At 61.7% G+C, this 21,636-nt stretch carries 22 protein-coding genes; 10 read left to right on the forward strand and 12 right to left on the reverse strand.

Annotated features, from left to right (window positions below; translation table 11 throughout):
• Nucleotides 1-9 precede the first annotated feature (9 nt).
• The 5 genes from JJQ51_RS25120 to JJQ51_RS25140 form a co-directional block, all read right to left on the reverse strand.
• Entirely contained in the window at nt 10-1,092 is a 1,083-nt protein-coding gene (locus JJQ51_RS25120; RefSeq protein ID WP_113420695.1) for an ABC transporter ATP-binding protein, read from the reverse strand.
• Between the two features lie 4 nt (nt 1,093-1,096).
• The gene (locus JJQ51_RS25125) at nt 1,097-1,981 is read right to left on the reverse strand and encodes a carbohydrate ABC transporter permease (protein WP_113420696.1); all 885 of its coding nucleotides are present in this window, start codon (nt 1,979-1,981) and stop codon (nt 1,097-1,099) included.
• Nucleotides 1,981-2,868: a carbohydrate ABC transporter permease gene (locus JJQ51_RS25130; protein ID WP_113420697.1), complete on the reverse strand. Its 888-nt coding sequence runs from the start codon at nt 2,866-2,868 to the stop codon at nt 1,981-1,983. The genes JJQ51_RS25125 and JJQ51_RS25130 overlap by 1 nt, the downstream gene beginning before the upstream one ends.
• A 68-nt stretch (nt 2,869-2,936) precedes the next feature.
• Entirely contained in the window at nt 2,937-4,169 is a 1,233-nt protein-coding gene (locus JJQ51_RS25135; RefSeq protein WP_113420698.1) for an ABC transporter substrate-binding protein, read from the reverse strand.
• Nucleotides 4,170-4,228: 59 nt separating this feature from the next.
• On the reverse strand, nt 4,229-5,182 hold the full coding sequence (locus tag JJQ51_RS25140) for a sugar phosphate isomerase/epimerase family protein (RefSeq protein ID WP_152095102.1): 954 nt from the start codon (nt 5,180-5,182) through the stop codon (nt 4,229-4,231).
• A gap of 220 nt (nt 5,183-5,402) precedes the next feature.
• Between JJQ51_RS25140 and JJQ51_RS25145 the strand changes: the two genes are divergently transcribed.
• Entirely contained in the window at nt 5,403-6,479 is a 1,077-nt protein-coding gene (locus tag JJQ51_RS25145; protein WP_113353377.1) for a LacI family DNA-binding transcriptional regulator, read from the forward strand.
• On the opposite strand, the gene JJQ51_RS25150 is transcribed toward JJQ51_RS25145, so the two are convergent.
• Entirely contained in the window at nt 6,468-7,370 is a 903-nt protein-coding gene (locus tag JJQ51_RS25150) for a helix-turn-helix domain-containing protein (protein WP_113353376.1), read from the reverse strand. The two genes, JJQ51_RS25145 and JJQ51_RS25150, sit on opposite strands and share 12 nt — an antisense overlap.
• A 110-nt stretch (nt 7,371-7,480) precedes the next feature.
• Between JJQ51_RS25150 and JJQ51_RS25155 the strand changes: the two genes are divergently transcribed.
• The 9 genes from JJQ51_RS25155 (at nt 7,481) to JJQ51_RS25195 (ending at nt 17,202) form a co-directional block, all read left to right on the forward strand.
• Entirely contained in the window at nt 7,481-8,797 is a 1,317-nt protein-coding gene (locus tag JJQ51_RS25155) for an alpha-glucosidase/alpha-galactosidase (protein WP_113353375.1), read from the forward strand.
• Between the two features lie 188 nt (nt 8,798-8,985).
• Nucleotides 8,986-9,780 (forward strand): DeoR/GlpR family DNA-binding transcription regulator, encoded by a 795-nt coding sequence (locus JJQ51_RS25160; protein ID WP_113331763.1) that lies wholly within the window; start codon nt 8,986-8,988, stop codon nt 9,778-9,780.
• Nucleotides 9,777-10,775, forward strand: a complete 999-nt coding sequence (locus tag JJQ51_RS25165; protein ID WP_152095103.1) for an N-acetylglucosamine kinase — start codon at nt 9,777-9,779, stop codon at nt 10,773-10,775. Before JJQ51_RS25160 ends, JJQ51_RS25165 begins: the two co-directional genes overlap by 4 nt.
• Nucleotides 10,768-12,024 (forward strand): ABC transporter substrate-binding protein, encoded by a 1,257-nt coding sequence (locus tag JJQ51_RS25170; RefSeq protein WP_152093951.1) that lies wholly within the window; start codon nt 10,768-10,770, stop codon nt 12,022-12,024. Before JJQ51_RS25165 ends, JJQ51_RS25170 begins: the two co-directional genes overlap by 8 nt.
• Nucleotides 12,021-12,938, forward strand: coding sequence for a carbohydrate ABC transporter permease (locus JJQ51_RS25175; protein ID WP_145321289.1), 918 nt, complete (start codon nt 12,021-12,023; stop codon nt 12,936-12,938). Before JJQ51_RS25170 ends, JJQ51_RS25175 begins: the two co-directional genes overlap by 4 nt.
• Nucleotides 12,938-13,795, forward strand: a complete 858-nt coding sequence (locus tag JJQ51_RS25180; RefSeq protein ID WP_095438757.1) for a carbohydrate ABC transporter permease — start codon at nt 12,938-12,940, stop codon at nt 13,793-13,795. The genes JJQ51_RS25175 and JJQ51_RS25180 overlap by 1 nt, the downstream gene beginning before the upstream one ends.
• Nucleotides 13,796-13,807: 12 nt before the next feature.
• Nucleotides 13,808-14,761 (forward strand): SIS domain-containing protein, encoded by a 954-nt coding sequence (locus JJQ51_RS25185; protein ID WP_145321291.1) that lies wholly within the window; start codon nt 13,808-13,810, stop codon nt 14,759-14,761.
• Entirely contained in the window at nt 14,758-16,056 is a 1,299-nt protein-coding gene (locus JJQ51_RS25190) for a D-tagatose-bisphosphate aldolase, class II, non-catalytic subunit (protein WP_145321293.1), read from the forward strand. Before JJQ51_RS25185 ends, JJQ51_RS25190 begins: the two co-directional genes overlap by 4 nt.
• An 81-nt stretch (nt 16,057-16,137) precedes the next feature.
• Nucleotides 16,138-17,202, forward strand: a complete 1,065-nt coding sequence (locus JJQ51_RS25195) for an ABC transporter ATP-binding protein (RefSeq protein ID WP_113420705.1) — start codon at nt 16,138-16,140, stop codon at nt 17,200-17,202.
• Nucleotides 17,203-17,300: 98 nt separating this feature from the next.
• Here JJQ51_RS25195 and JJQ51_RS25200 read toward each other — a convergent pair whose 3' ends face one another.
• The 6 genes from JJQ51_RS25200 to mdcC are packed head-to-tail and all read right to left on the reverse strand — an operon-like array spanning nt 17,301 to nt 21,631.
• On the reverse strand, nt 17,301-18,221 hold the full coding sequence (locus tag JJQ51_RS25200) for an ACP S-malonyltransferase (protein WP_113353366.1): 921 nt from the start codon (nt 18,219-18,221) through the stop codon (nt 17,301-17,303).
• The gene (mdcB, locus tag JJQ51_RS25205; RefSeq protein WP_113353365.1) at nt 18,218-19,072 is read right to left on the reverse strand and encodes a triphosphoribosyl-dephospho-CoA synthase MdcB; all 855 of its coding nucleotides are present in this window, start codon (nt 19,070-19,072) and stop codon (nt 18,218-18,220) included. Before mdcB ends, JJQ51_RS25200 begins: the two co-directional genes overlap by 4 nt.
• Nucleotides 19,069-19,710: a malonate decarboxylase holo-[acyl-carrier-protein] synthase gene (mdcG, locus tag JJQ51_RS25210; protein WP_113395143.1), complete on the reverse strand. Its 642-nt coding sequence runs from the start codon at nt 19,708-19,710 to the stop codon at nt 19,069-19,071. The genes mdcB and mdcG overlap by 4 nt, the downstream gene beginning before the upstream one ends.
• Entirely contained in the window at nt 19,703-20,425 is a 723-nt protein-coding gene (locus tag JJQ51_RS25215) for a biotin-independent malonate decarboxylase subunit gamma (RefSeq protein ID WP_113353363.1), read from the reverse strand. The genes mdcG and JJQ51_RS25215 overlap by 8 nt, the downstream gene beginning before the upstream one ends.
• Nucleotides 20,412-21,323, reverse strand: a complete 912-nt coding sequence (locus JJQ51_RS25220; protein ID WP_113353362.1) for a biotin-independent malonate decarboxylase subunit beta — start codon at nt 21,321-21,323, stop codon at nt 20,412-20,414. Before JJQ51_RS25220 ends, JJQ51_RS25215 begins: the two co-directional genes overlap by 14 nt.
• Nucleotides 21,320-21,631: a malonate decarboxylase acyl carrier protein gene (gene mdcC, locus JJQ51_RS25225; RefSeq protein ID WP_113353361.1), complete on the reverse strand. Its 312-nt coding sequence runs from the start codon at nt 21,629-21,631 to the stop codon at nt 21,320-21,322. Before mdcC ends, JJQ51_RS25220 begins: the two co-directional genes overlap by 4 nt.
• Nucleotides 21,632-21,636 lie beyond the last annotated feature (5 nt).

Below are 21,636 nucleotides of genomic sequence, written 5' to 3' on the forward strand. Positions count from 1 at the left end.
GAAGTGGTCTTAGAGGCGGGCGCCGTCAGCGCCGAAGAGGGAGGCCTTGGCGATATCGAGGCCGGGCGTGATCGCCGCACCCGGCTGGAGCGCGGCATCTCCCATGACGCGGTAGGAGAGGCTTCGGCCCGCCCAGTCGAACCACAGCACGGTATCGGCGCCCATCGGCTCGACGACCGAGACAGTGCCCGGAAGGGTAGGCCAACCCACGTCCGCGCCATTCGGCGCGATATGCTCCGGCCGGATGCCAAGCGTGGCGGGACCTGCCTTGACGGCGCTGAGGAAAGGGTAGCCGGCGAGGGGGATCGCAAGTCCGTTGCTTTCGAAGACCGGCGCGTCCGCCTTCGAAATGATCTCGCCCTCGATGAAGTTCATCGCCGGCGCCCCTATGAAGCCGGCGACGAAGAGATTGGCCGGGCGATGGTAGATCTCGGAAGGGCTGGCGAGCTGCTGGATCACGCCGTCCTTCATGATGGCGATGCGATCGGCAAGCGTCAGCGCCTCGACCTGATCATGCGTGACATAGATCATCGTGTTGCCGAGGCTCTGATGCAGCTTCTTGATCTCGACGCGCAGCTCGTTGCGCAGCTTGGCGTCGAGATTGGATAGCGGTTCGTCGAACAGGAAAACATTGACCTCACGCACAAGGGCGCGGCCGATCGCGACGCGCTGGCGCTGGCCGCCCGATAATTCCGAGGGTCGGCGGTCGAGCAGTTTGTCGAGGTGGAGAAGCGACGTCGTGCGGGCGATGCGCGCCTCGATCTCGGCCTTGGGAAGACCCGCCACGCGCAGGCCGAAGGAGAGATTCTTGCGCACCGACATGCGGGGATAGAGCGCATAGGATTGGAAGACCATGCCGATGCCGCGATCCTTCGGCTCGGCCCAGGTGACATTCTTGTCCGAGATCCAGATCTCGCCGTCGCGGATGTCTTGCAGGCCGGCGATCGAGTTGAGCAGGGTCGACTTTCCGCAGCCGGAAGGGCCGAGCAGCACGAGAAATTCGCGCGGAGCGATGTCGATCGACAGCTTGTCGATGACGGTGTGATCACCATAGGCAATCTTGAGATCCTTGACCGAGACGGCAGGCTGCATGGCATTACCCCTTGACGGCGCCGGCGGCGACACCACGCAGGAACCAGCGGCCGGAGAAGAAATAGATGGCGAGCGGGACGACGGCGGTCAGAATGGTGGCAGCCATGTTCACATTGTAGGCGCGCTCGCCCATGGTGGTGTTGACGATGTTGTTGAGCTGCACCGTCATCGGCAGGTTGTCGCGTCCGGCGAAGACCAGGCCGATCAGGAAGTCGTTCCAGATTCCGGTGAACTGGAAGATCGAGGCGACGACGATCATCGGCACCGACATGGGCAGCATGATCTCGATGAAGATCCGCCAGAAGCCGGCGCCGTCGACGCGAGCCGCTTTGCAGAGCTCCTCGGGAATGGCGACGAAATAGTTGCGAAACAGCAGCGTCACCAGCGGCAGGCCGAAGATCACGTGGACGAGGACCACGCCTGCCACTGAGTTATAAAGGCTGAGGTTGGCGAGCAGCCGCACCAGCGGATAGAGGAAGATCTGGTAGGGGATGAGGCCGCCGGCCATCAGAAGGCCGAATAGCAGGTTCGAGCCCCTCGGCCGCCAGAAGGACAGGGCATAACCGTTGATCGCGCCAATGAAGACGGAAATCGCGACTGCCGGCACCGTGATCCTGACCGAATTCCAGAAGCCGATGCGCACACCCAGACATTGGGTGCCCATGCAGGCTCCCGACCACGCTGTCTTCCAGGCGGTGAAATCGATGGTATCGGGGAAGGCGAAGATGCGACCCTGGCGGATCTCTTCCATCGTCTTTAGCGAGGTGACGAGCATCGTATAAAGCGGCAGCAGGAAGAAGAGCGCGGACAGGATGAGGAAGGCATAGAGCCCGATCTGGCCTGCCGTGAGCCGTGATGGCTTGGGACCACGGGGATGAAGAGCCGCCATCAATGTGCTCCCCTTCTTCTGGCGCGCATATGGAGCGCGTAGCGAAACGGAGCGACGGCCATGACGACCGAAAGCACGAGCACGGTGGCGCCGGCGCTCGCAAGGCCGAGGTTTTGGCGTTCGAAGAGATTATCCATGATGAATTTTGCCGGCACCTCGGTCGAATAGCCGGGGCCCCCACCAGTCTGCGCGACGATGAGGTCATAGGTCTTGATCACGCCCATGGAGAGCAGCATGCCCGATGCGGCAAGCGCCGGCCCAAGCTGCGGCAGGATGATCGAGGCATAGATGCGCCAGACCGGAATGCCATCGATCTGGGCGGCTTTCCATTGCTCCTCGCCAATCCCGCGCATGCCTGACAGTGCGATGACCATGACGAGACCGGCTCCCTGCCAGACACCGGCGAAGACCACCGTATAGATCGCCATGTCGCGATTGACGATCCAGTCGAAGACGAAGCTCTGCCAGCCGAGCGCCCTGACGGTCGCCTGAATGCCGAAGGTCGGGTTCAGCATCCACTGCCAGATGAGGCCGGTAACCACGAAGGACATGGCATAGGGGTAGAGGAAGATGGTGCGAAAGAGGCTTTCGAAACGAACCTTGCGATCGAGGGCCGCGGCGAGCACGAAGCCGAGAACAAGGCAGCCGGCGACGTAGAGAACGCCGAAGATCAGCACGTTTTCCAGGGATGCGAGCCATCGCGATGTCCGGAACAGCTTGGCATATTGGGCAAAGCCGACATAGTTGGACGAGGGGAAAATGGTCGAATCCGTAAAGGACAGGCGCACCGACCAGACCATGGTGCCGATATAGACGACGATCGCGGCAATCCATGTCGGCAGCAGGGCAAAGGTCGCAGCAAGGGGACGTCTGCGCTTGGTTTGCATAGGCAAACTTTCTCGAAAGGATGGGCGGAGCCGATCGACCGGAATTCGAGGATCGGCTCGCTGGAAGGCTATTCGAAGATCGCGAAGAACTTCTCCGCGCCCGAGGCGCTGTCCTCGGACGGATTGGTCCAGAACTCGTCAACGAAGTCGTTGAGTGCGCCGGCCTGCTGCGGCGAAAGGATCAGCGCCTGATCCGGCACGATCTTGCCGGCTCTCATCAGCTCAAGGCCTTTTTGCGCGCAGGTATCGAGCTTGGACTTGTCGACGTCGGTGCGCATCGGCACCGAGCCCTTCTTCAGCGAGAATTCGACCTGCACGGTCGGATCCATGGCGACCTCCGCAAGCAGGGTCTGGCCCTTTTGCGCGGCCGCATCGGCGATCTTTGGGAAGGAGAAGGAATCGGCGACGTAGACCATGCCCGGCGATTGCGGCACGAGCATGCAGCCATAATCCTTGCCCAGTTCCTTGCCGGCTGCAACGAATTCACCCTTGGCCCAATCGCCCATGAATTGCACGCCCGCCTTGCCGGTGATGACCATGGCGGTCGCGTCGTTCCAGTTGCGGCCCGCAGCCCCCTCGTCGACATAGGCGCGAAGCTTGCCGAGAATATCGAGCGTCTTCTTCACGCCCTCGACGGATGTATCGCCCTTGTCCTTGTTTGCATAGATCTTGAGGAAGCCGTCGATGCCGACCTGGGTCAGCAGGATCATGTTGAAGACCTTGGATTCCTGCCAGGATTGGCCGCCCCAGGCGACGGGCTGAATGCCGGCTGCCTTGAGCTTATCGAGTGCCGAGAAGAATTCATCCCAGCTCTTCGGCTCGCCGGTGAGGCCAGCCTTGGCGAAGGCATCCTTGGAATAGAACACCCAGCTCTCGCCATGGGCGCCGGTCGGGGAGAGGTAGACCTTGCCGTTATAGGTGATGAGATCGTAGATCGATTTCGGCAGGACGTCGGCCCATTTGCCGGCTTTCGCCACATCGTCGATCGGGTTCATAAGCCCCTGATTGACGAAATCGGCATTGGCAAGGCCGAGCACGGCCTGTTTTGCGATCGGCGGATCGCCGGCGACCAGACGGTTCTGGAAAGCGGCATCGGCCGCGCCGAAACCGGCGATGGAAGAGTCTTTCCAGGTGCCGCCGCGCTTTTCGAACTCCTGCTTGACGACGCTGAGGGCGGCGGCTTCGCTGCCTGATGTCCAGGAGGTCATCACCTCGGCCTGCGGCTTGTCTTCCGCATGGGCAGGAATGGAAGCCGTAACGAGCGCGGCTCCCATCAGTAGCATTTTCACTATGTCTTTCATCGTTCCACCTCTTCAGGAAAGCCCTCTTGGCGGGGCTATTCGTTTTCGGATCGTTGGTATCAGCGATAAATCGGCGAGAGCGCCTGTCTGACCAGCGTCAGGCCGTTGGCGATATCGCCGACCGGATCGGGCGCGGCATCCAGCTCGAGTATCGCCCAGCCTTCATAGCCGCGGTCGCGCAGCAGCCTGGCCCAGCCCGGCCAGTCGACCCGGCCGAGACCGAAGCCGCAGAAATAGGGGCGATGGCGATCATGGATATGCTCGTCGATGACCGTATCGGCCGGCATCGGGCCAAGCGCATCCTTCCAATGGGCGATGATGACGCGCTCATGGTGACGATCGACAAGCTGCAGCGGATCGGAGCCGGCAACGATGATATGCGCCGTATCCGGGCACATATGCACGTAGGCGGGATCGGTCAGCAGCATCAGCAGATCGACGTCGCGCGCTGCCGCGAAAATCGAATGCGCCTCGGTGTGGAGAGCGAGCCGCACACCCTTGGCGTAGAGAGCGGCGCCGAGGCGATTGAGGAAATCGGCAATGTTGCGCGCCTGCTCGAAATCGAAGAACCGTACCGGCTGAGCGCCGAGCGTCTGGCGAAGCGGCGCGCCGATGACCATGATATCGCTGCCGCATGCCTTGAGGAATTCGGCATATTTTTCTGCCTTACCGATGATGGCGGCCTGGGCGGAGGCCTCGGTGAAATCGCCGGCGGCTTCGAGTTCCGCGAAGAAGCCGCTCGCAAGCGTCAGGCCACGCCTGGAAAGCTCTGCGGCGAAGTTCTCGACCGAACCATAGGTCTTCGTCGCATCCTGCCAGTTGAAGGGCGAGAAGGTCAGTTCCACGCCGGTGACGCCGGAGGCTTGCACGGCATCCAGTATCTTGTCCCAGAAGGCGCGTGGCTCATTGCGCGATAGCGCGATGATGCCGTCATAATCCCCTACGCCCCAAAATCCGGGGTGGAAAAAGGTGACGAGATCGACACCAAAACGCAGCCGTTCCGTAGACGTCATGAGATTATCCGTTCTTAAGACATGGAAGATCGCTCGCGGAACCACGATCCACGGCAAATAATCCATAATGATTTCAATGCACTGCAAGTGGCAAACGTTTGCCGTGCCTAGATAGTAGACAAGTCGTTTTTATATGCAAGCGATTTTTGGCAAACGTTTGCTAAATGATAAGCTTTGCCGTAGCATCCCGCGCGACAGGCATTGGGGAGGACGCCAAAAAGTGAAGAATAACAAGGATCTGCCAGCAGAAGAGCATTCCGGCCCTTTGATGGCCGACGTCGCTCGGCTGGCAGGCGTCGCGATCTCGACGGTGAGCCGGGCGCTTGCCAATCCCGGTCGCGTCAACGAGAAGACCCGCGCCAAGATCGATGCCGCCGCCAAGCAGCTCGGCTATACGCCCAATGCCATGGCGAGGGGGCTTCGTGTCGGCAAGTCCAACGTCGTCATGATCATTCTGCCGGGCTCGCTTTATTACGGTGTCTCGCAGGTCATCCCCCTGGTCCTGCACGGTATAAACCGATCGTTGGGCCAGAACGGCTATCACCTGATGATTGCCAACCTTGATCGCGATGAGGCTTCCGAGCGCCATATCCTCGATCTGGCTTTCGGCGGCACGGTGCGTGGCGCCATCATTCTCTCCTCGGATCTGCCGGTCCATGGCGGTCGGTCACTGAAGGATTCGGCCCTGCCGATCGTCTCGCTTTTGTTCGATATGAGCCACGCGGCCCTGCCGAGCGTCGTGACCAATGATCGGCAGGCCGTTCGCGAGGCCACGGCCGAATTGCTTGCTCTCGGCCACCGGCGTTTCCTTTATCTTGCCGGCCCGGAGGGCAATTATCACGACAGAGAACGCTATCTGGGCGCCGTTGAAGCGCTTGCCGCCGCGGGTCTGCCGGAGACCGCGATCGTCAGGTCCGGCGGCAGCCTCGACTATCAGCATGGTTTCCAGATCGGCGTCGCCGCGGCGGCGGAATTTGCCGATCTCATCTTGAAGCCGACGGCCGTCATTGCCACGAGCGACGACATGGCGATTTCCTTCATGAGTTGCGTTCAACGCATGGGCTGGAAAATTCCGACAGATCTTTCAATCGTATCCTTCGACGGCGCTCCGGTCTGCGAATATTCGCTGCCGCCATTATCGACCATCGAACAGCCGGTGGAGGAAATGGGCCAGATGGCCGTGAGCTTGCTGATGGAGCGGATCGATGCGCCGGATAAGGCAACGGCCCTGCGTCATGTCATCGAAAGCAAGTTCATTCGGCGCGAGAGCTTTGGTCCGGCGCCGTCAAATGGTTAGGAACGGCATTGCATCGCTATCATCGGTGCCTCCATCCCGTCCAAGCGACGAACGGAACAGTCTCGGCGTCGTTCCGGTCCGCCGTTTGAAGATGTCGTAGAACCGGCTGCTGGACCCGAAGCCGCAGTCATAGGCGACCTGAAGGATCGGGCTGTTGGTTTCTGCAAGCTGCTGCATCGCCCGGGCCAGGCGATAGCGCGTCAGATATTCGTTGACGGAGATGCCCAATACGCTGCGGAATAGCTTGTTGGCCGTGCTGGGATGGATGCCGGCGAGCCCTGCCAGCATTGGCAGGCTTACCGGTTCGCAATAACGGGTATGAATAAGGTCCGTCAATGTTTCGGTGCGCTGCACGGCGATGCTGACGGCCGGTACCGAGCGCCGTCGGGCGTAGTCATGGTTGTCGTCGGGAGCATCGAGAACGAAACGCCGTATTCTGAGCTTGACCTCGTCGAGGATCAGCCGACGCCGAGCCATGTCGCCATGCTCCCAATCGGCCACCCATTGCGCCAGGAGCATCGCGTCGGCGGGGTAGGGGCGGCTGTCGGCCGAAAACCGTCCCTGCATGATCGACTGCCGCACGCTACGCTCGATCGGCAAACTCAGGAAATCGACGAGCGGAAGATAGATGCAGATGAGTGGCGCACCAGGGGTGACCGCAATCGTCCTATGCGGAATGGCGGCCCAGAACAGCACCAGTCGCCCCGCTTCGACCTGCTCCTGCCTCCCATTGAAGATATAGGTCATCTGCCCTTCCATGAGGAAGTTCAGCTCGACATGGTCGTGCCAATGCGCGGCGCTCATGGCATCGGCGATGTGCCGCTCGATCAGAAAGCCGCCGGCGGATGTGATGAGAGCTTCGCGCTCGACGGAATGGCTGGGTTTCGGCATGGGACCTATCTGGTGGCGCGAATCCGGGAATAATTTCATTGATAGCAGGAGGAAATTCCGAATTGAAAGAGGCATTGAGGCTCAAAGCTATTCCAAGCGGAGATCCCTTCATGCCAAAGATCTGCCTGATCGGTGCCGGCAGCACCGTCTTTGCCCAGAATATTCTGGGCGACGTCCTTTCCAGTCAGACGGGTGGCGATTACGTCATCAGCCTCTTCGACATCGATCCGGAGCGCCTGAAAACATCCGAAATCGTTGCCCGCCGGCTCTGCGAGGCGCTTCATCTCGACAAGGTGCGCGTCGAGGCGTCGCTCGATCGCCGACAAGCGCTGAAAGGTTCGGATTTCGTCATCCTGATGATGCAGGTCGGCGGCTATAAGCCGGCCACGGTGACTGACTTCGAGATCCCGAAACGGCATGGTCTCCGGCAGACCATAGCCGATACGCTCGGGATCGGTGGTATTTTCCGCGGGCTTCGCACCATTCCTGTTCTCGAAGAAATCTGCCGTGACATGGAAGACATGTGCCCCGACGCCCTGCTGATGCAGTACGTCAACCCGATGGCGATCAATTGCTGGGCGATCAAGGAGATCGCGCCCCACATCCGCACCGTCGGGCTTTGCCACAGCGTGCAGCACACGGCCGCCCATCTTGCCGATTGCCTCGGCGAGAATGTCGCCGATATCAACTATCTCTCGGCCGGCATCAACCATGTCGCCTTCTTTCTCAAATATGAAAAGCTGCACGTCGACGGCAGCCGCGAGGACCTCTATCCGCGTCTGCGCGCTCTCGCCGAAGAAGGACGCATTCCAGCTGACGATCGGGTACGTTTCGACGTTCTAAAAAGACTTGGCTACTTCGTCACGGAATCGAGCGAGCATTTCTCGGAATATACATCCTGGTATATCAAGGAAGGCCGTAGCGATCTGATAGAGCGGCTCAATATTCCCCTGGATGAATATATCCGCCGTTGCGAGGTCCAGATCGCCGACTGGCACGAGTTGCGTCGCGACCTTGAAGGCGGCAAGCCGATCGATGTCTGCCGGAGCAACGAATACGCGGCCGGCATCATTCACGCGGCAGTCACCGGGCAGCCCGCGCTGATCTACGGAAATGTCCCGAACAATGGACTGATCCAAAATCTGCCTGACGAGTGTATTGTCGAAGTTCCATGCCATGTCGATCACAACGGCATTCAGCCGATGCGCATCGGGCGGATACCTTCGCAGCTCGCCGCCGTCATGCGCTTAAGCGTTTCCGTGCAGGAGCTGACGGTCGAAGCGGCAGTGACGAAGAAGCGAGATCGCATCTATCAGGCGGCCCTACTTGATCCGCACACCTCGGCGGAACTGTCACCCGATCAAATATGGACGCTTGTCGACGATATGATCGAGCAGCACGGCAGTCTTTTGCCCGCCTACCACTAGCCCATCACGTCTTCAGCGAAGGTAATTCCCAAGCGCGGTCTCCTCAATAGAGGAGGCCGCGCGTTTGCATTTTTTGGTCTGAGGTGATCACAGGATTAAATCAAAAAAGATCAAAAGTCTGATTGACATTGATCTTATTGGGTGGAAGTTTGAGCGAAATAGAAGCAATTGCGAAAGAGGAACCTTCGTTGAGCCAGGCTGGTGGGGTGAAAGTCGATCGTCTCGATGCTATTCGCAGTCATCTCTATGCGAACGGATTTTCGACCATCCAGGCGCTCGCGGACGCCATCGGCGCGTCCCTGGCAACGGTGCGCAGGGACCTGCAGGTCCTCGAACGGGAAGGCGCCATCGACCGGGTGCATGGCGGCGCTCGCATCGCCGAGGGCTCCTCGGTGGAGCTTGCCTTTCAGGAGCGCGCCAAGCGGCATTTGTCGGCCAAACGTGCAATTGCAACAGCTGCCTACGATTTGCTGAGCCCGCGCACGGCGATCTTTCTCGACGCCGGAACCACCGTCTTGCAGCTCGCGCGTCTTATCCGCCTCAACCCGATCCCACTTCGCATCTTCACCAATGGCCTGACGGTGGCGCAGGAATTCCTTAATATTCCCAATCTGGACGTCGTCTTGCTCGGTGGCCAGCTTCGCAGCGAAAATGCTTCGCTCGTCGGGCCGCAGGCCGAAGCGATGCTCGAGAGCATATGGTTCGATCAGCTCTTCCTCGGCGCGAGCGCCATCAGCCCGGATGGCGCGATCTATAGTGTCGACAGCGCCGAAGCGAGCCTCAATAAATGCATGCTCAGCCGCTCGGCGCACCGTTTCGTGCTCGCCGATTCCTCCAAATTCGGCACGATGGCGACCTATAAGGTCGCTCCCCTGAGTGCCGCCAAGGTGATAACCGATGCGGGTCTTTCCGCCCATTGGCGCGGCGAACTCGTCAACCTCGGCGTTGAGATGACAATCGCGGATCTCGGAGCGCCGGAATGAGCGACGAGCTGATCCTCGGCATCGATGGCGGCGGCAGCAAGGTGCTGGTCGCGCTCGCTGATAGAGCCGGCAACGTACTCCAGATGACGCGGAGCGGCGGCGTCAATCCGATGGACAATCCGAACTGGCGGCGCGAACTGGATCTTGCCCTGCGCCCCTTCCTGGAGCGGGAGCAGCCGGCCGCCGTCGCCGCCGCGCTGCCGGCCTATGGTGAGGTCGCCCACCTGTCGGAACGGCAGCGCGAGGCGATCGAGACCAGCTTCCCCAAGGCGAAGCGGCATATTCTCAACGATGTCGACGCGGCTCATATCGGCGCCTTCGCCGGAAAGCCTGGTATTCTGATCCTGTCCGGAACGGGTTCCATGGCCTGGGCACGTAACAGTGCTGGCGCATCTGCGCGCGTCGGCGGATGGGGCGATGTCATCGGCGACGAGGGCAGCAGCTATTGGATCGGGCGGGCAGCTCTCAGCCTCGTCAGTCAGAGTCTCGACGGGCGGGCAGGTCCGACCACGCTGGCGAAGGCCATGTTCGAATTCCTGAGCCTCGACAGCATCGACCCGGTCAATGCGCTGGGAGGATGGGTGAGCGAACTCGAAAACCCTCGCGCCGAGATCGCTGCCCTCTCAGTTCTCGTCGATCGCGTTGCGCGCGCTGGTGACGCAGCAGCCAAACGACTGATCGAACAGGCCGCATCCGAACTGGTAAAGCATGTCGACGCCATAGCGCCGCATTGCGAACCGTCGGCAGACTGGACCCATGCCGGCGGAACATTTGCAAGCCGCGCCCTGCTAACCGCGCTCGAGCGGCGCATCGGTCGCCCGGCCGTGAGCCCGAAGCTTCCTCCCATCGGCGGCGCCCTCCTGGTGGCCGCCCGACTCCTCGACTGGCCGGTGGATGACGGCTGGATCACGCAAATCGCCGCAACGGTAAAGACCGCGGCGGTGCATTCAGGTGAAGCAGACCTCAATAACAAGGAAAGAAGGGAACATGCGTAAATTTACTTTGCCATTCGTCGCTCTGGCGGCGCTCGTTGCCGCCGTTCCGGCTCTCGCTCAGGATGCGAAACCGCTTGCCGGTCAATCGATCACAGTGCTGATGCCTTCGCCGCAGGCGCCCAACATTCCCGGCGACTTCGAAGCCGAGACCGGCATTCACGTCAATATGCAGACACTCTCGTGGGACGATATCCGCCCCAAGCTCGTCACCTCGCTGATCGCGGGAACAGCGCCGGCCGATGTCACCGAATTCGATTGGTCATGGACCGGCCAGTTCAGCGCCGCGGACTGGTATCTGCCGCTCAACGACGTGATCGACGCCGATACGGTCAAGGATATCGGTGTCTCCAAGATCTTCACGGTCAACGGCAATCTGCTCGGCGTGCCCTATACCAACGACTTCCGCGTCATGCTGATCAACAAGAAGCATTTCGCCGACGCGGGCATCACGACAATGCCGAGGACACTCGACGAGCTTGTCGCCGCCGCCAAGCAGATCAAGGAAAAGAAGATCGCGACCTATCCGATCGGCCTGCCGCTTTCGGCGACCGAAGGCGCGTCGACCAGCTGGTATCTGCTGACGAAAGCCTTCGGCGGCGAACTGTTCGACAAGGATTTCAAGCCGCTTTTTGTCTCGAAGGATTCGGCCGGCTACAAGGCACTCGCTTTCGAGCTGATGCTGCTGAAGGAGGGGCTCGTCGATCCGGCGTCTACCGGCCTCAAGGACAGCCAGATCAATGAGAGCATGTTTGCCCAGGGCGTCACGAGCATCATGATCTCGGGCGAGCCGGGCAGGATCGGTCAGATGAACGATCCCAAGCAGTCGAAAGTGGCCGGTCAGATCGAGGCGATCCTGGTGCCGACGGCAAGCGGCGAGACCCGCAGCTTCGGCCTTCCCGAAGCACTCGCGATTCCCCGCGTTTCACAAAATAGGGACGCCGCCATCGCCTTCGTCAAATGGTTCACCAGCAAGGACTTCCAGAAGAAGAACGCGGCCAATGGCGCATTGCCGACCCGCACCTCGGCATTGTCCGAGCTCAACGCCGCCGGCCAGCTGCTGAGTGGCGATACGCTGGTCGCGCAATCGAAGACCGTCGAGCCGCTGTTCCCGCAGGGTACGCCTCCTTGGTATCCGGAATTCTCCAGCGCGGTAAATACAGCCATCAATAGCGCGGCGAAGGGCCAGGTCACCGTCGATCAGGCCATGCAGAACATCGCCGAAGCGGCAAAGCAGGCATCGGCGCAATGACAATCGCAGTCTCTGCCGATGGCAGGAGCAGGCGTGGTGCCGGCGTCAAGGCCGACACCATGCTGGGTATCCTGCTTGTCTCGCCGATCCTGATCACGATGGCGGCCCTTGTTTTCTACCCGATCGGAAGAACGGTGTGGGACAGCCTGCACAGGGTCAATCCGATGCAGGCGGGAACACCTTTCGTCGGGCTGGAGAACTACACCCGCATGTTCTCCGACGCGGCGCTTGGTACGACATGGATCAACACATTTCTCTATGTCGTGCTTGCGGTCATCGCTGAAACGGTGTTCGGCGTGCTGGCTGCCGCTCTCATCAATCAGGTCAAGGTTGGACGGCAATGGCTGCTCGCGGCTGTCGTCCTGCCCTGGGCGTTGCCCGGTGTCGTCAACGCGGTGATCTGGCTCTGGATCTATCAGCCCGGCGCGGGATTGCTGAATGGCATTCTATCGGCCGTGGGGTTGCCATTTGAAAACCACGTCTGGTTCAACGATCGCACCAGCGCCATCATCGCCGTCACGGTGGTTCACGTCTGGCGCATGATGCCCCTCACCGTCGTCATCGTGCTGGCCGCCATGCAGAGCATTCCCGCTCATCTCTATGAGGCCGCGCGCATCGATGGTGCAACGCGCACGCAGATGTTCGCCTTGGTCACGCTTCCGCTGGTGCGCAGCGCCATTGCCGTTGCCATGACCAACGCGACCGTCAATGCATTCAACCTCTTCGATGAGGCCTGGGTCTTGGCGGGTTCCAGCCTCGAGACGCGACCGGTTCTCGTCCAGATCTATCTCGAGACCTTCCAGAACCTGCGTTTCTCTTACGGCATGGCCTTGTCTCTCGTGATCACGTTGGTCTCGCTGCTGGTTTCGCTCGTCTATGTCCTGCGGGTCTATCGCAACACCAGGTTTGATTGATGAAACAGAGCCTTTCCTATCGTTTGCTGATCTGGGCCGGTGTCGCGGTTCTCCTGATCTGGTCGCTCGGGCCGATCTACTGGACGCTTGCAAGCTCCATCACTCCGACCGAGGACTTTTCGGCTAGACCGATCCATTTCTTTCCGCAGCATTTCACGTTGGACCATTTCTCGCGCCTCTTCGGCATCGATATTGCCAGGATCGGCGGAGTTCAGGTCTGGTCGCAGTTTCGCGCGGCACTGATCAACAGCATCGTCACCTCGGTGGCCGCGACGCTTCTTTGCGTGGCGATATCGGCCCTCGGCGCCTATGCCTTCACGCGGATCCAGTTTCCTGGTCGTGGTTTTTTGTTTGCAGCTGTGGTCGCGACACTGGCAATCCCCGGCTACGCGGTGCTGATCCCACTTTACCGGATCATGATCAGCCTTCATTTGGTCGACACCTATGTCGGCGTGGCATTGATCTATGTGTCGGCCTATCTGCCTTTGTCCCTGTGGTTGCTGCGCAGCGTCTTCGAGGCATTGCCGATCGCGCTTGAGGAGGCGGCACAGCTCGATGGCGCGGGCAGGCTCTACATCTTCTTCAACATCGTCCTGCCGCTTGCCGGTCCCGGCCTGACGGCGGCGGCCATCCTAACCTTTCTTGGCGCATGGGGGCAGTATCTCGTCCCGCTCATCTTCTCGCCGCAGGCGACGAAGCCCCTGACGGTGCTGATCCCGGAATTCGTCACCAAGAACTTCATCGACTATGGGCTGATCACGGCAAGCGGATCGATCGCCATCATCATTCCCGCCCTGGTCGTCATCTTTCTCAATCGATACCTCGTCAGCGGTCTGCTGGCAGGATCGGTCAAGTAAATCGGAGCTGATATGAATACGACGGAAAAGGTGATCTTCGAACAATTCCCTTATTGGGAAAAGGCGATCGGACCGGTCTCCGCCCCGCATGATGCCGAACTGACGGTTTTTCTGGGCTGCGGCACATCCTACAATCTTGCTTTATCGCTTGCGGCTCACGCCAATCTTGCCGGCTATCCGGCGATTGCCGTACCGGGTGCGGAATGGCTGAACCGGCCAGCCGCCGTCTGGCCACGCTGGCGGAAGGCCCATCTGGTGGCCCTTTCGCGCAGCGGCGAAACGACGGAAACCGTTGCCGCCGCCAAGGCAAGCCGCAAGGCCGGCGTTTTCGTCACCGCCATAACGGTCGAGCCCGAAAGCTCGCTTGCCAAGAACTGCGACCGGCTGATCGAAGCGGCGACCCACGGCGATGAGGGCATCGTCATGACGGTTTCGGCGAGCCTGATGCTGCTTCTGGGCATGCAGATGGTCGGCATGGAGATCCCGCCATCGATCGCCCAATCGGCACGCCGCCTGGCTGATCAGCTCGACGCGGCTCTTCCGAAGATCATCAAAGGTCGCTCGCATTTCGTCTTCCTCGGCAGCGGATCGCTCTACGGCATTGCCTTGGAGGGGGCGCTGAAGCTGATGGAAATGAGCCAGATCGTCACCCAGGGCTTCCATCCGCTCGAATACCGCCATGGTCCGATCAGCCTCGTCGATGAAAATACCGCTGTTGTCATGCTTTACAGCGCCGATCAGAAGGTCGCGGAAGCCCTGCTGATCGAGGAGTTGCGGCAAAAGGGAGCGACTGTCATCGGCTTTGGCGGTCCAGGCGATCTGGAACTGACTGTCGATTGCGATCCGGCACTCGTGAGCCTCTACGTGCTGCCGGCTCTGCAGATCCTTGGAGAAAGGGCAGCACAGTCGAAGGGTGTCGATACGGTATCGCCCCGTCATCTGACCAAGGTTGTGATGCTCGGATGAACGCCTCCTTCGAGCACAATCGCGGCATCGCGCTGAAGAAGCTTCTCGGCGATCGCGTCAAGACACTGCCGCACGGCATCACCTCCGTTTGCTCCGCGCATCCGCTCGTTATCGAGGCGGCGCTCAAGCGTGCGGCTTCGGAAGGGGCGGTCGCGCTGATCGAAGCGACCTGCAATCAGGTCAATCAGGACGGCGGCTATACCGGGATGACACCCCGCGATTTCCGCCGTTTCGTCGAGGAAATCGCCGTCGCGGTCGGCCTTCCCATCGATCGCCTCATCCTGGGCGGCGACCATCTTGGGCCGAACCCGTGGAGGAAGCTTCCCGCGGAGGAAGCAATGGCGAAGGCCGAAGCGATGATTGCCACCTATATCGAGGCGGGCTTCGAAAAGATCCATCTCGATACCTCGATGGGCTGCGCGGGCGAGCCCGTCGCCTTGGCCGACGAACTGACGGCGGAGCGTGCCGCGCGGCTCGCCCGCGTGGCGGAAGAGGCCGCTCGTCGCTCCGGCCTCCGACCACCGGTCTATATTATCGGAACCGAGGTCCCGCCGCCGGGCGGCGCCACCCACGCCCTCGACGAGCTTGAGGTGACGCGAGCAGAGGCGGCGATAAACACGCTGGCGGTGCATCGTGCCGCCTTCGCCAAGGCCGGTGTCGAAAGCGCCCTGGAGCGGGTGATCGCCATCGTCGTCCAGCCCGGCGTCGAGTTCGGCAATGCCAATGTCGTCCTTTACAGACCCGATCGCGCGGATGGCTTGATTGGCGCTCTCGACCAAATGCCCGGCTTGCTCTTTGAGGCGCATTCCACGGACTATCAGCCCCGGGACGCGCTCGCCGCCCTCGTGCAGGGCGGTTTTGCGATCCTCAAGGTCGGCCCGGGCCTGACCTTTGCCTTGCGGGAGGCGCTCTATGGCCTCGATGCCATCGCATCGGTTCTCGCCGGAAGGGCTCCGCCTGATGCGATCTATACGACAATGGAGGCCCTCATGCTCGAAAATCCAGGTCATTGGAATTCCCATTATGGGGGCTCGACCGAGGAACAGCGCCTGCAGCGCCATTTCAGCTATAGCGATCGCATCCGCTACTATTGGCCGAACGAGAAGGCGGCCGCGGCAGTCGAGACCCTGTTCGCGCGCTTCGAAGGCGATATTCCGGAAACGCTCATCAGCCAGTATCTCGGCCGGGTCTATCCGGCAGTGGTCGCAAGGAGGGTTCCGCCTCGGGCGCGCGATCTCTGCATCGCCGCTATCGATGCGGCCCTGGAACCCTATTCCGCGGCCACGCTCGCATAGTCGCCCTAGCGCGCTTTCCGGCCATGGCGGTCGGCAAAGGCGTTGGCGATCAGACACACGCTTTTCTAACTGGAGATCATAATGGCATCGGTCAGCGTGACGAGTGTCCGCAAGAGCTACGGTCACTTCGAAGTTCTGCATGGAGTGGATATCGATATCGAGGATGGCGAATTCGTCATTCTTGTCGGCCCTTCGGGCTGCGGAAAATCGACGCTTCTTCGCATGATCGCCGGACTGGAGGAGATCAGTGGCGGTGAGGTCGCGATCGGCGGTCGGGTGGTCAACGATGTCGAAGCCAAGAGCCGCGACATCGCCATGGTGTTCCAATCCTACGCGCTTTATCCGCATATGACCGTCGCGGCGAACATGGGCTTTTCGCTTCGGCTGGCCAAGGCGCCGAAGGAAGAGATCCGGCAGCGCGTGCGCGATGCGGCGCAGATCCTCGGCTTGGAAAACCTGCTCGAGCGCTATCCGCGCAATCTGTCCGGCGGTCAGCGCCAACGCGTTGCCATGGGCCGCGCGATCGTGCGTCAGCCACAGGTATTTCTCTTCGACGAACCGCTGTCCAATCTGGACGCCAAGCTGCGCGTGCAGATGCGCTCGGAAATCAAGCAACTGCACCAACGTTTACGCACGACCACGATCTACGTCACCCATGACCAGATCGAAGCCATGACGATGGCGGACCGGATCGTCGTCATGCGCGACGGCTATGTCGAGCAGATCGGCTCGCCTCTGGAACTGTACGACCGACCCGCCAACCTGTTCGTTGCTGGCTTCATCGGCTCCCCGGGGATGAATCTCATTCGCGGCAAGATCAGCAGCGCTGGCCCGCTGGAATTCCTCGCCGATGGCGGAGCGCGCCTTCCATTGCCCGCAGGGCTCGACGTCAAGCGTGGCGCGGAGGTTGTCTACGGCATGCGGCCCGAAAACATTGCCATGGGCGAGGGCGGCATCGATGCGGAAGTCGTGGTGGTGGAGCCGACCGGAGCGGAGACCCTGATTGTTTGCCGTATCGGGTCCGACGATCTCGTCATAGCGCTGCGCGAGCGGGTGGCCACGCAGGCTGGCGGCCGTCTTTCGTTGATACCTGATCTTGGAAGGCTGCATCTTTTCGACGCGGCGACCGGCCGGCGGCTGGAGTAAGCTCATTCGCCATTGCTCGCCGCCACCGGCCTGAAGATCGGTTGCATCGCGGCATCCGAGGACAGGTAATACAAGTCGGTAGCGGGAAGACCTTGGTTTCAGTCCGCAGCCAGCCAGGCTTTGATCCCTGTGAGGCTATGAAACTCGTCGACCGCACGCACTCTTCTTCCGGGTAGCGCAAGAGCTGCCATCTCCGCCAGGGCTCGACCCGGCCCCAGTTCGAGGATCGTCGTGACGCCACGTTCGGCCATGGCTTCGATCACGCCTGCCCAATCGATCCTTTCGGCCAATTGCCGCGCGAGCCCTCCGCGGGCGCGTTGCGGATCAACGACAAGCGTGGCAGTGGTGGCGGTCATGAGGCGCAGCGCCGGACGGCTCATGGCTACCGAGGCAAGGGCTTTATCAAACGGTGCCACCGCACCGGCGAGCCGCGGTGTATGGGAGGCGACATGCACTGGCATCGGCGCGGCGCGTGCCGCGCCTTCTTCCAACGCGGCGGCGCATAACGCATCGATCGATTGTCTGGCGCCGCCGAGGATGAACAGGAGATCGGGGTTCACGATGGCGATTGCGCAGCCGAAACGATCGGCAAGCTCCTGCACCGCCGCCATTGGCAAACCACGCACATAGCCAAGTCCGTCGTCCGGGCCGCCGGCGGCGTCCATTTCCCGCGCCCGCTGATCGACCAGCCTCAAAGTGTCCATGGGTGACCAGATCCCAGCCACCCCCCACGCCGCCATTTCACCGACGCTGTAGCCAGCCACCATTGTTTCGCTTGGCGCTCCGGCCGGAAAAAGGACGCGAGCAATCGCAAGCGCACGTATCACGCACAGGATCTGACCTTCGCGGTTCGCATGCAACGCGGCTTCGGGTGCGGTCCGGCAGAAGTCCGTTGGATGCGCCCCAAGCACCGCGGCCGCGGCCTCGAAGATGAGCTGCGCGTCGGGTTCCGCTGCCAGCAGCCGGAACATTTCCCGGCTCTGGTGGCCTTGGCCCGAACACAGCAGCGCGAGGGTCACGATTCCAACACCTCGGTAAACAATGCCATCGCAAGGAGGTCGGCGCAACCGCCCGGGCTGAGGTTGCGCGACACGAACGCCTCGTGAACGGCCTTGGCATCCCATCGCCAACTCGCGCGTCCGACCCCGCCGTCCGCCAGGAAGGCGCTGGTCTTGTCACGCGCGAAATTCAACCCTTCCGGGCCGGCACGATAAAGCAGATTGCTGTCGTCGACTACCGCGATCAGGGCCATGCAGGCATGAACCCTCGCGGCTTCCTCGTTACCCATGGCCAGGCGCCGCCCTTCGGCAAGCGCGGGGCGGGCGACATCGTAGACGGATGGCATGCCGGCGGCAGCCTCGGCCCGCGCGCCGCCGACCTGGTAGCGTCGCGCCACCACGCTGCCGTGAGTGTCGTGCTCCGGCGCATGGTTAAGGATGTCACGTCCCCAACGCTGTGCGACAAGGGTGCCGAGCGGCGCCTGCCAGGCGCGGTTCGCCGCCAGGCCGGCCGCCGCCGCCAGAAGGCCAAGGCCGAAGATGGCGCCGCGATGGGTGTTTACTCCGCCGGTCGCATCCCTCATTGCCTTTTCCGCCTCAATGCCGATTTGCCGCAGGCGATCCATGCCGGCGTTCATCGCGCCCGCCTCCGCAAGCGCGACGAAGAACGGCTCCAGCGTCCGAGCGCTCAGGCGCAGAAGATCCGCGTCCATGTCGGCGTGAGCGCCGTTGTCGATGTGGCTGACCAATCCGGGCTTGGGCCAGGTTTCCACCTCCAGGACGAGCGCTTGGGCGGCATGCCGTCCAATCAGCGCGGGATCGCGATGCTTGACGGCGACGGGACATGGTTCGGCCAGCAATGGAAACGTCATGCGAAGAGCGCCTCCCGCGCAATAAGGGCCGATCCAGTATGGGATTTAACCAGGAGTTCCGGGTTTTCCGACAGCCATTCCCGCCACTGAACGGCCGTGCCGTAGGGCGTGATCAATTCCGCGTCGATCCGCATGGGCGCGTGTTCGGCAACATCGGTCAGTAAAGCCGTCACTCGCCTTGCATCTGCGTCCGAGCGACACTCGACCAGAAGATCGAGATCGGAAGTATCGGCCAGATAGGAAAGGCCGGTCAGGTATTGCCAAGCCAGACTTCCGAAACAGCGACAAGAGGGGGCTGACTCCAGAAGCGCGCCAATGGCCTGACACCATTGCGCCGGCGCCGCGGGCAGCGCGTCCCTCAATAGAGGAGGAGGTGCCGTCCGCATCACGGCAGCTGGCGGGCATGCGAGAGCGAGCCGTTTGCGCCCCATGCCTGGAGGAAGGGGCAGCCCCAAGGGTACGATATCCGCCGCGTCGCCGCAGGTCCGACGACGGAAGATTGCTGGTCGTCTCAGTTCCGCCCATGCCAGCAGATCGGGCTCCATTTCGTCCTGGACTTGTCCCTGCAGCAAGCCCAGCCATGCTTCGGAGCGCACATAAACAAGATTGTGACGGCGGAGGGCGGCGACATCAACCATGGAGCAAAGCCAGCCGTTCTACTTCGGCCGCGATCATGGCGGCCTTCGGCCGACCGCCGCGATCCGCGCCCCATTGCGCGCGCGGATCGAGCGAAATGGGCTTGGCGAGAAGCGCGGCGAGCTGGGCGTTCAAAGAGGACGCCGGATCCCATACTTCCGCTATGGCGCCGGTTGCGAGAAGATTATCGAGGCCGGGCGCGAAGACGGGGGTTGTGTCGGCCTTTTCTTTCAGCGTGGCAAGCGGCAGCTTGGTCACCCGGGCCATGGATGGCAGGTCCATGACTTCGGGCCAGGCGGTGGGCAGGGCTGCCAGCGATCCGCAAGCCAGTGCCGTGGCAATGAAGGCGCCGGCAGCGCTGCCACCATAGAGAAGGCCGATCGTGCGGTGTCCCGCATGCTCAGCCTGCCACAGCGCCTTTGCCAAATGCGCCAGCGCCTCGCTGAGACCCAGCAGTTCGTCACGCCGGCTCATGCGTTGACTGCCGGAGTCGACCAGGAATAACAGGGGTGAACTGTCCGGCCGCCGGGCGACTGACAGGATATGCCCGGCCAGCGCTATCGCTTCATCGACGCCCGGATAGGTCTTGTCGGCAATGCCGATCAGGTCGATCCGGTTTTGTCGGTCCAACCGGCCCCAGCCGGTAACAAGCCCATCCGCCAGCGTCATCTCATGGCCGGCGGGAAAGAGTGAGGACAGGATGTCAGCGAGCTGCATCGGCGCTCTCCCGATGGATATTGGCCGTGGTGAGGAAAGTCCCGATGTCCCGCTCCGGTATTTGCTCGGGGTCGTCGATCTGCAGCCGCGCCCATATCTCGGTAGCATCATGGGCATTGCCGAAATGGCGCAATCGATGTTCGAGCCGCGTCTGTTCCGCTTGCAGTACCGTCGGGTCTAAAGTGGCTGGCCGTTGCAGCGCGGCAATCGCGCCGGCGCGGAAGGCGGCGATATCGTCCTCGACGAAGACATCGGCCCCGCCGATCAGGTAGCGATGCTTGCCGCCCATGGTTCGCCAAACGAGCGCCCGATCGCGCGAGTCGAATTCTTCCACGCCCTTGTTCGTCTCGATGACCTCCGGCCCGGACACGGATAGACGACCCTGCTCGGAGATGACGAGTGCCGAGCAGCAGCCGGCAATCAGGCTGCCGCCGCCATAGCAGCCCGCCCGGCCGCCAAGAAGACCGATGACGCGCGCGCCCTCGGACCGTGCCTCCAGCACGGCGCGCATGATCTCGGAGATCGCCAATTCACCGGCGTTGGCTTCTTGGAGGCGCACGCCGCCCGTGTCGAAGAGAATGACGATATCCCGCCGCATCTTAGCCGAGGCATGCAGCAGGCCTGTCAGCTTGGCGCCGTGCACCTCGCCGATGGCACCGCCCATGAAGCGCCCTTCCTGGGCGGCTACCAGTACCGGGCGACCGTCAATGCGGCCGGCTCCGACGATGATGCCATCGTCGAACTGCCGGGGCAAATCGAAGAGTGAGAGGTGAGGGCTCGTCTCCCGCCGTTCCGGGCCTAGGAATTCGGTGAAGCTGCCGGCATCGAGCAGATGCAGCAGCCGGCCACGGGCGGAGTCTTCATACCAGCTTCGGCGCGGCGTGCGAGGATCGGTCATTCTGGCTTCTCCATCAGCCGCACACCCTGGGCGAGGCGCAGCGCCACCATATCCGGCCGGGCGCCGCCGTCATTGATCGTGATGCGCAGGCCGCCGGCGGCGGAGCGTGCCGCGAAATCTTCGGTAACCGCTGCCCACAGCTCGGCGAAACCATGGGCCGGCGTCGCGATCTCGATGACGCAAAGGTCCGGCGCCTCTCGCCGTTCAAGCAATACTTCGAGGTTGCCCGACGCGACGACGCCCACCAAGGCGAGGGCGCGGGTCCCGCCAGTCTGCGTCGATTTCAATTCGTAAAGCAGATTTTCCATAGGGA

The organism is Rhizobium sp. AG207R (genome assembly GCF_027109195.1).
Taxonomy (GTDB): Bacteria; Pseudomonadota; Alphaproteobacteria; order Rhizobiales; family Rhizobiaceae; genus Rhizobium; species Rhizobium dioscoreae.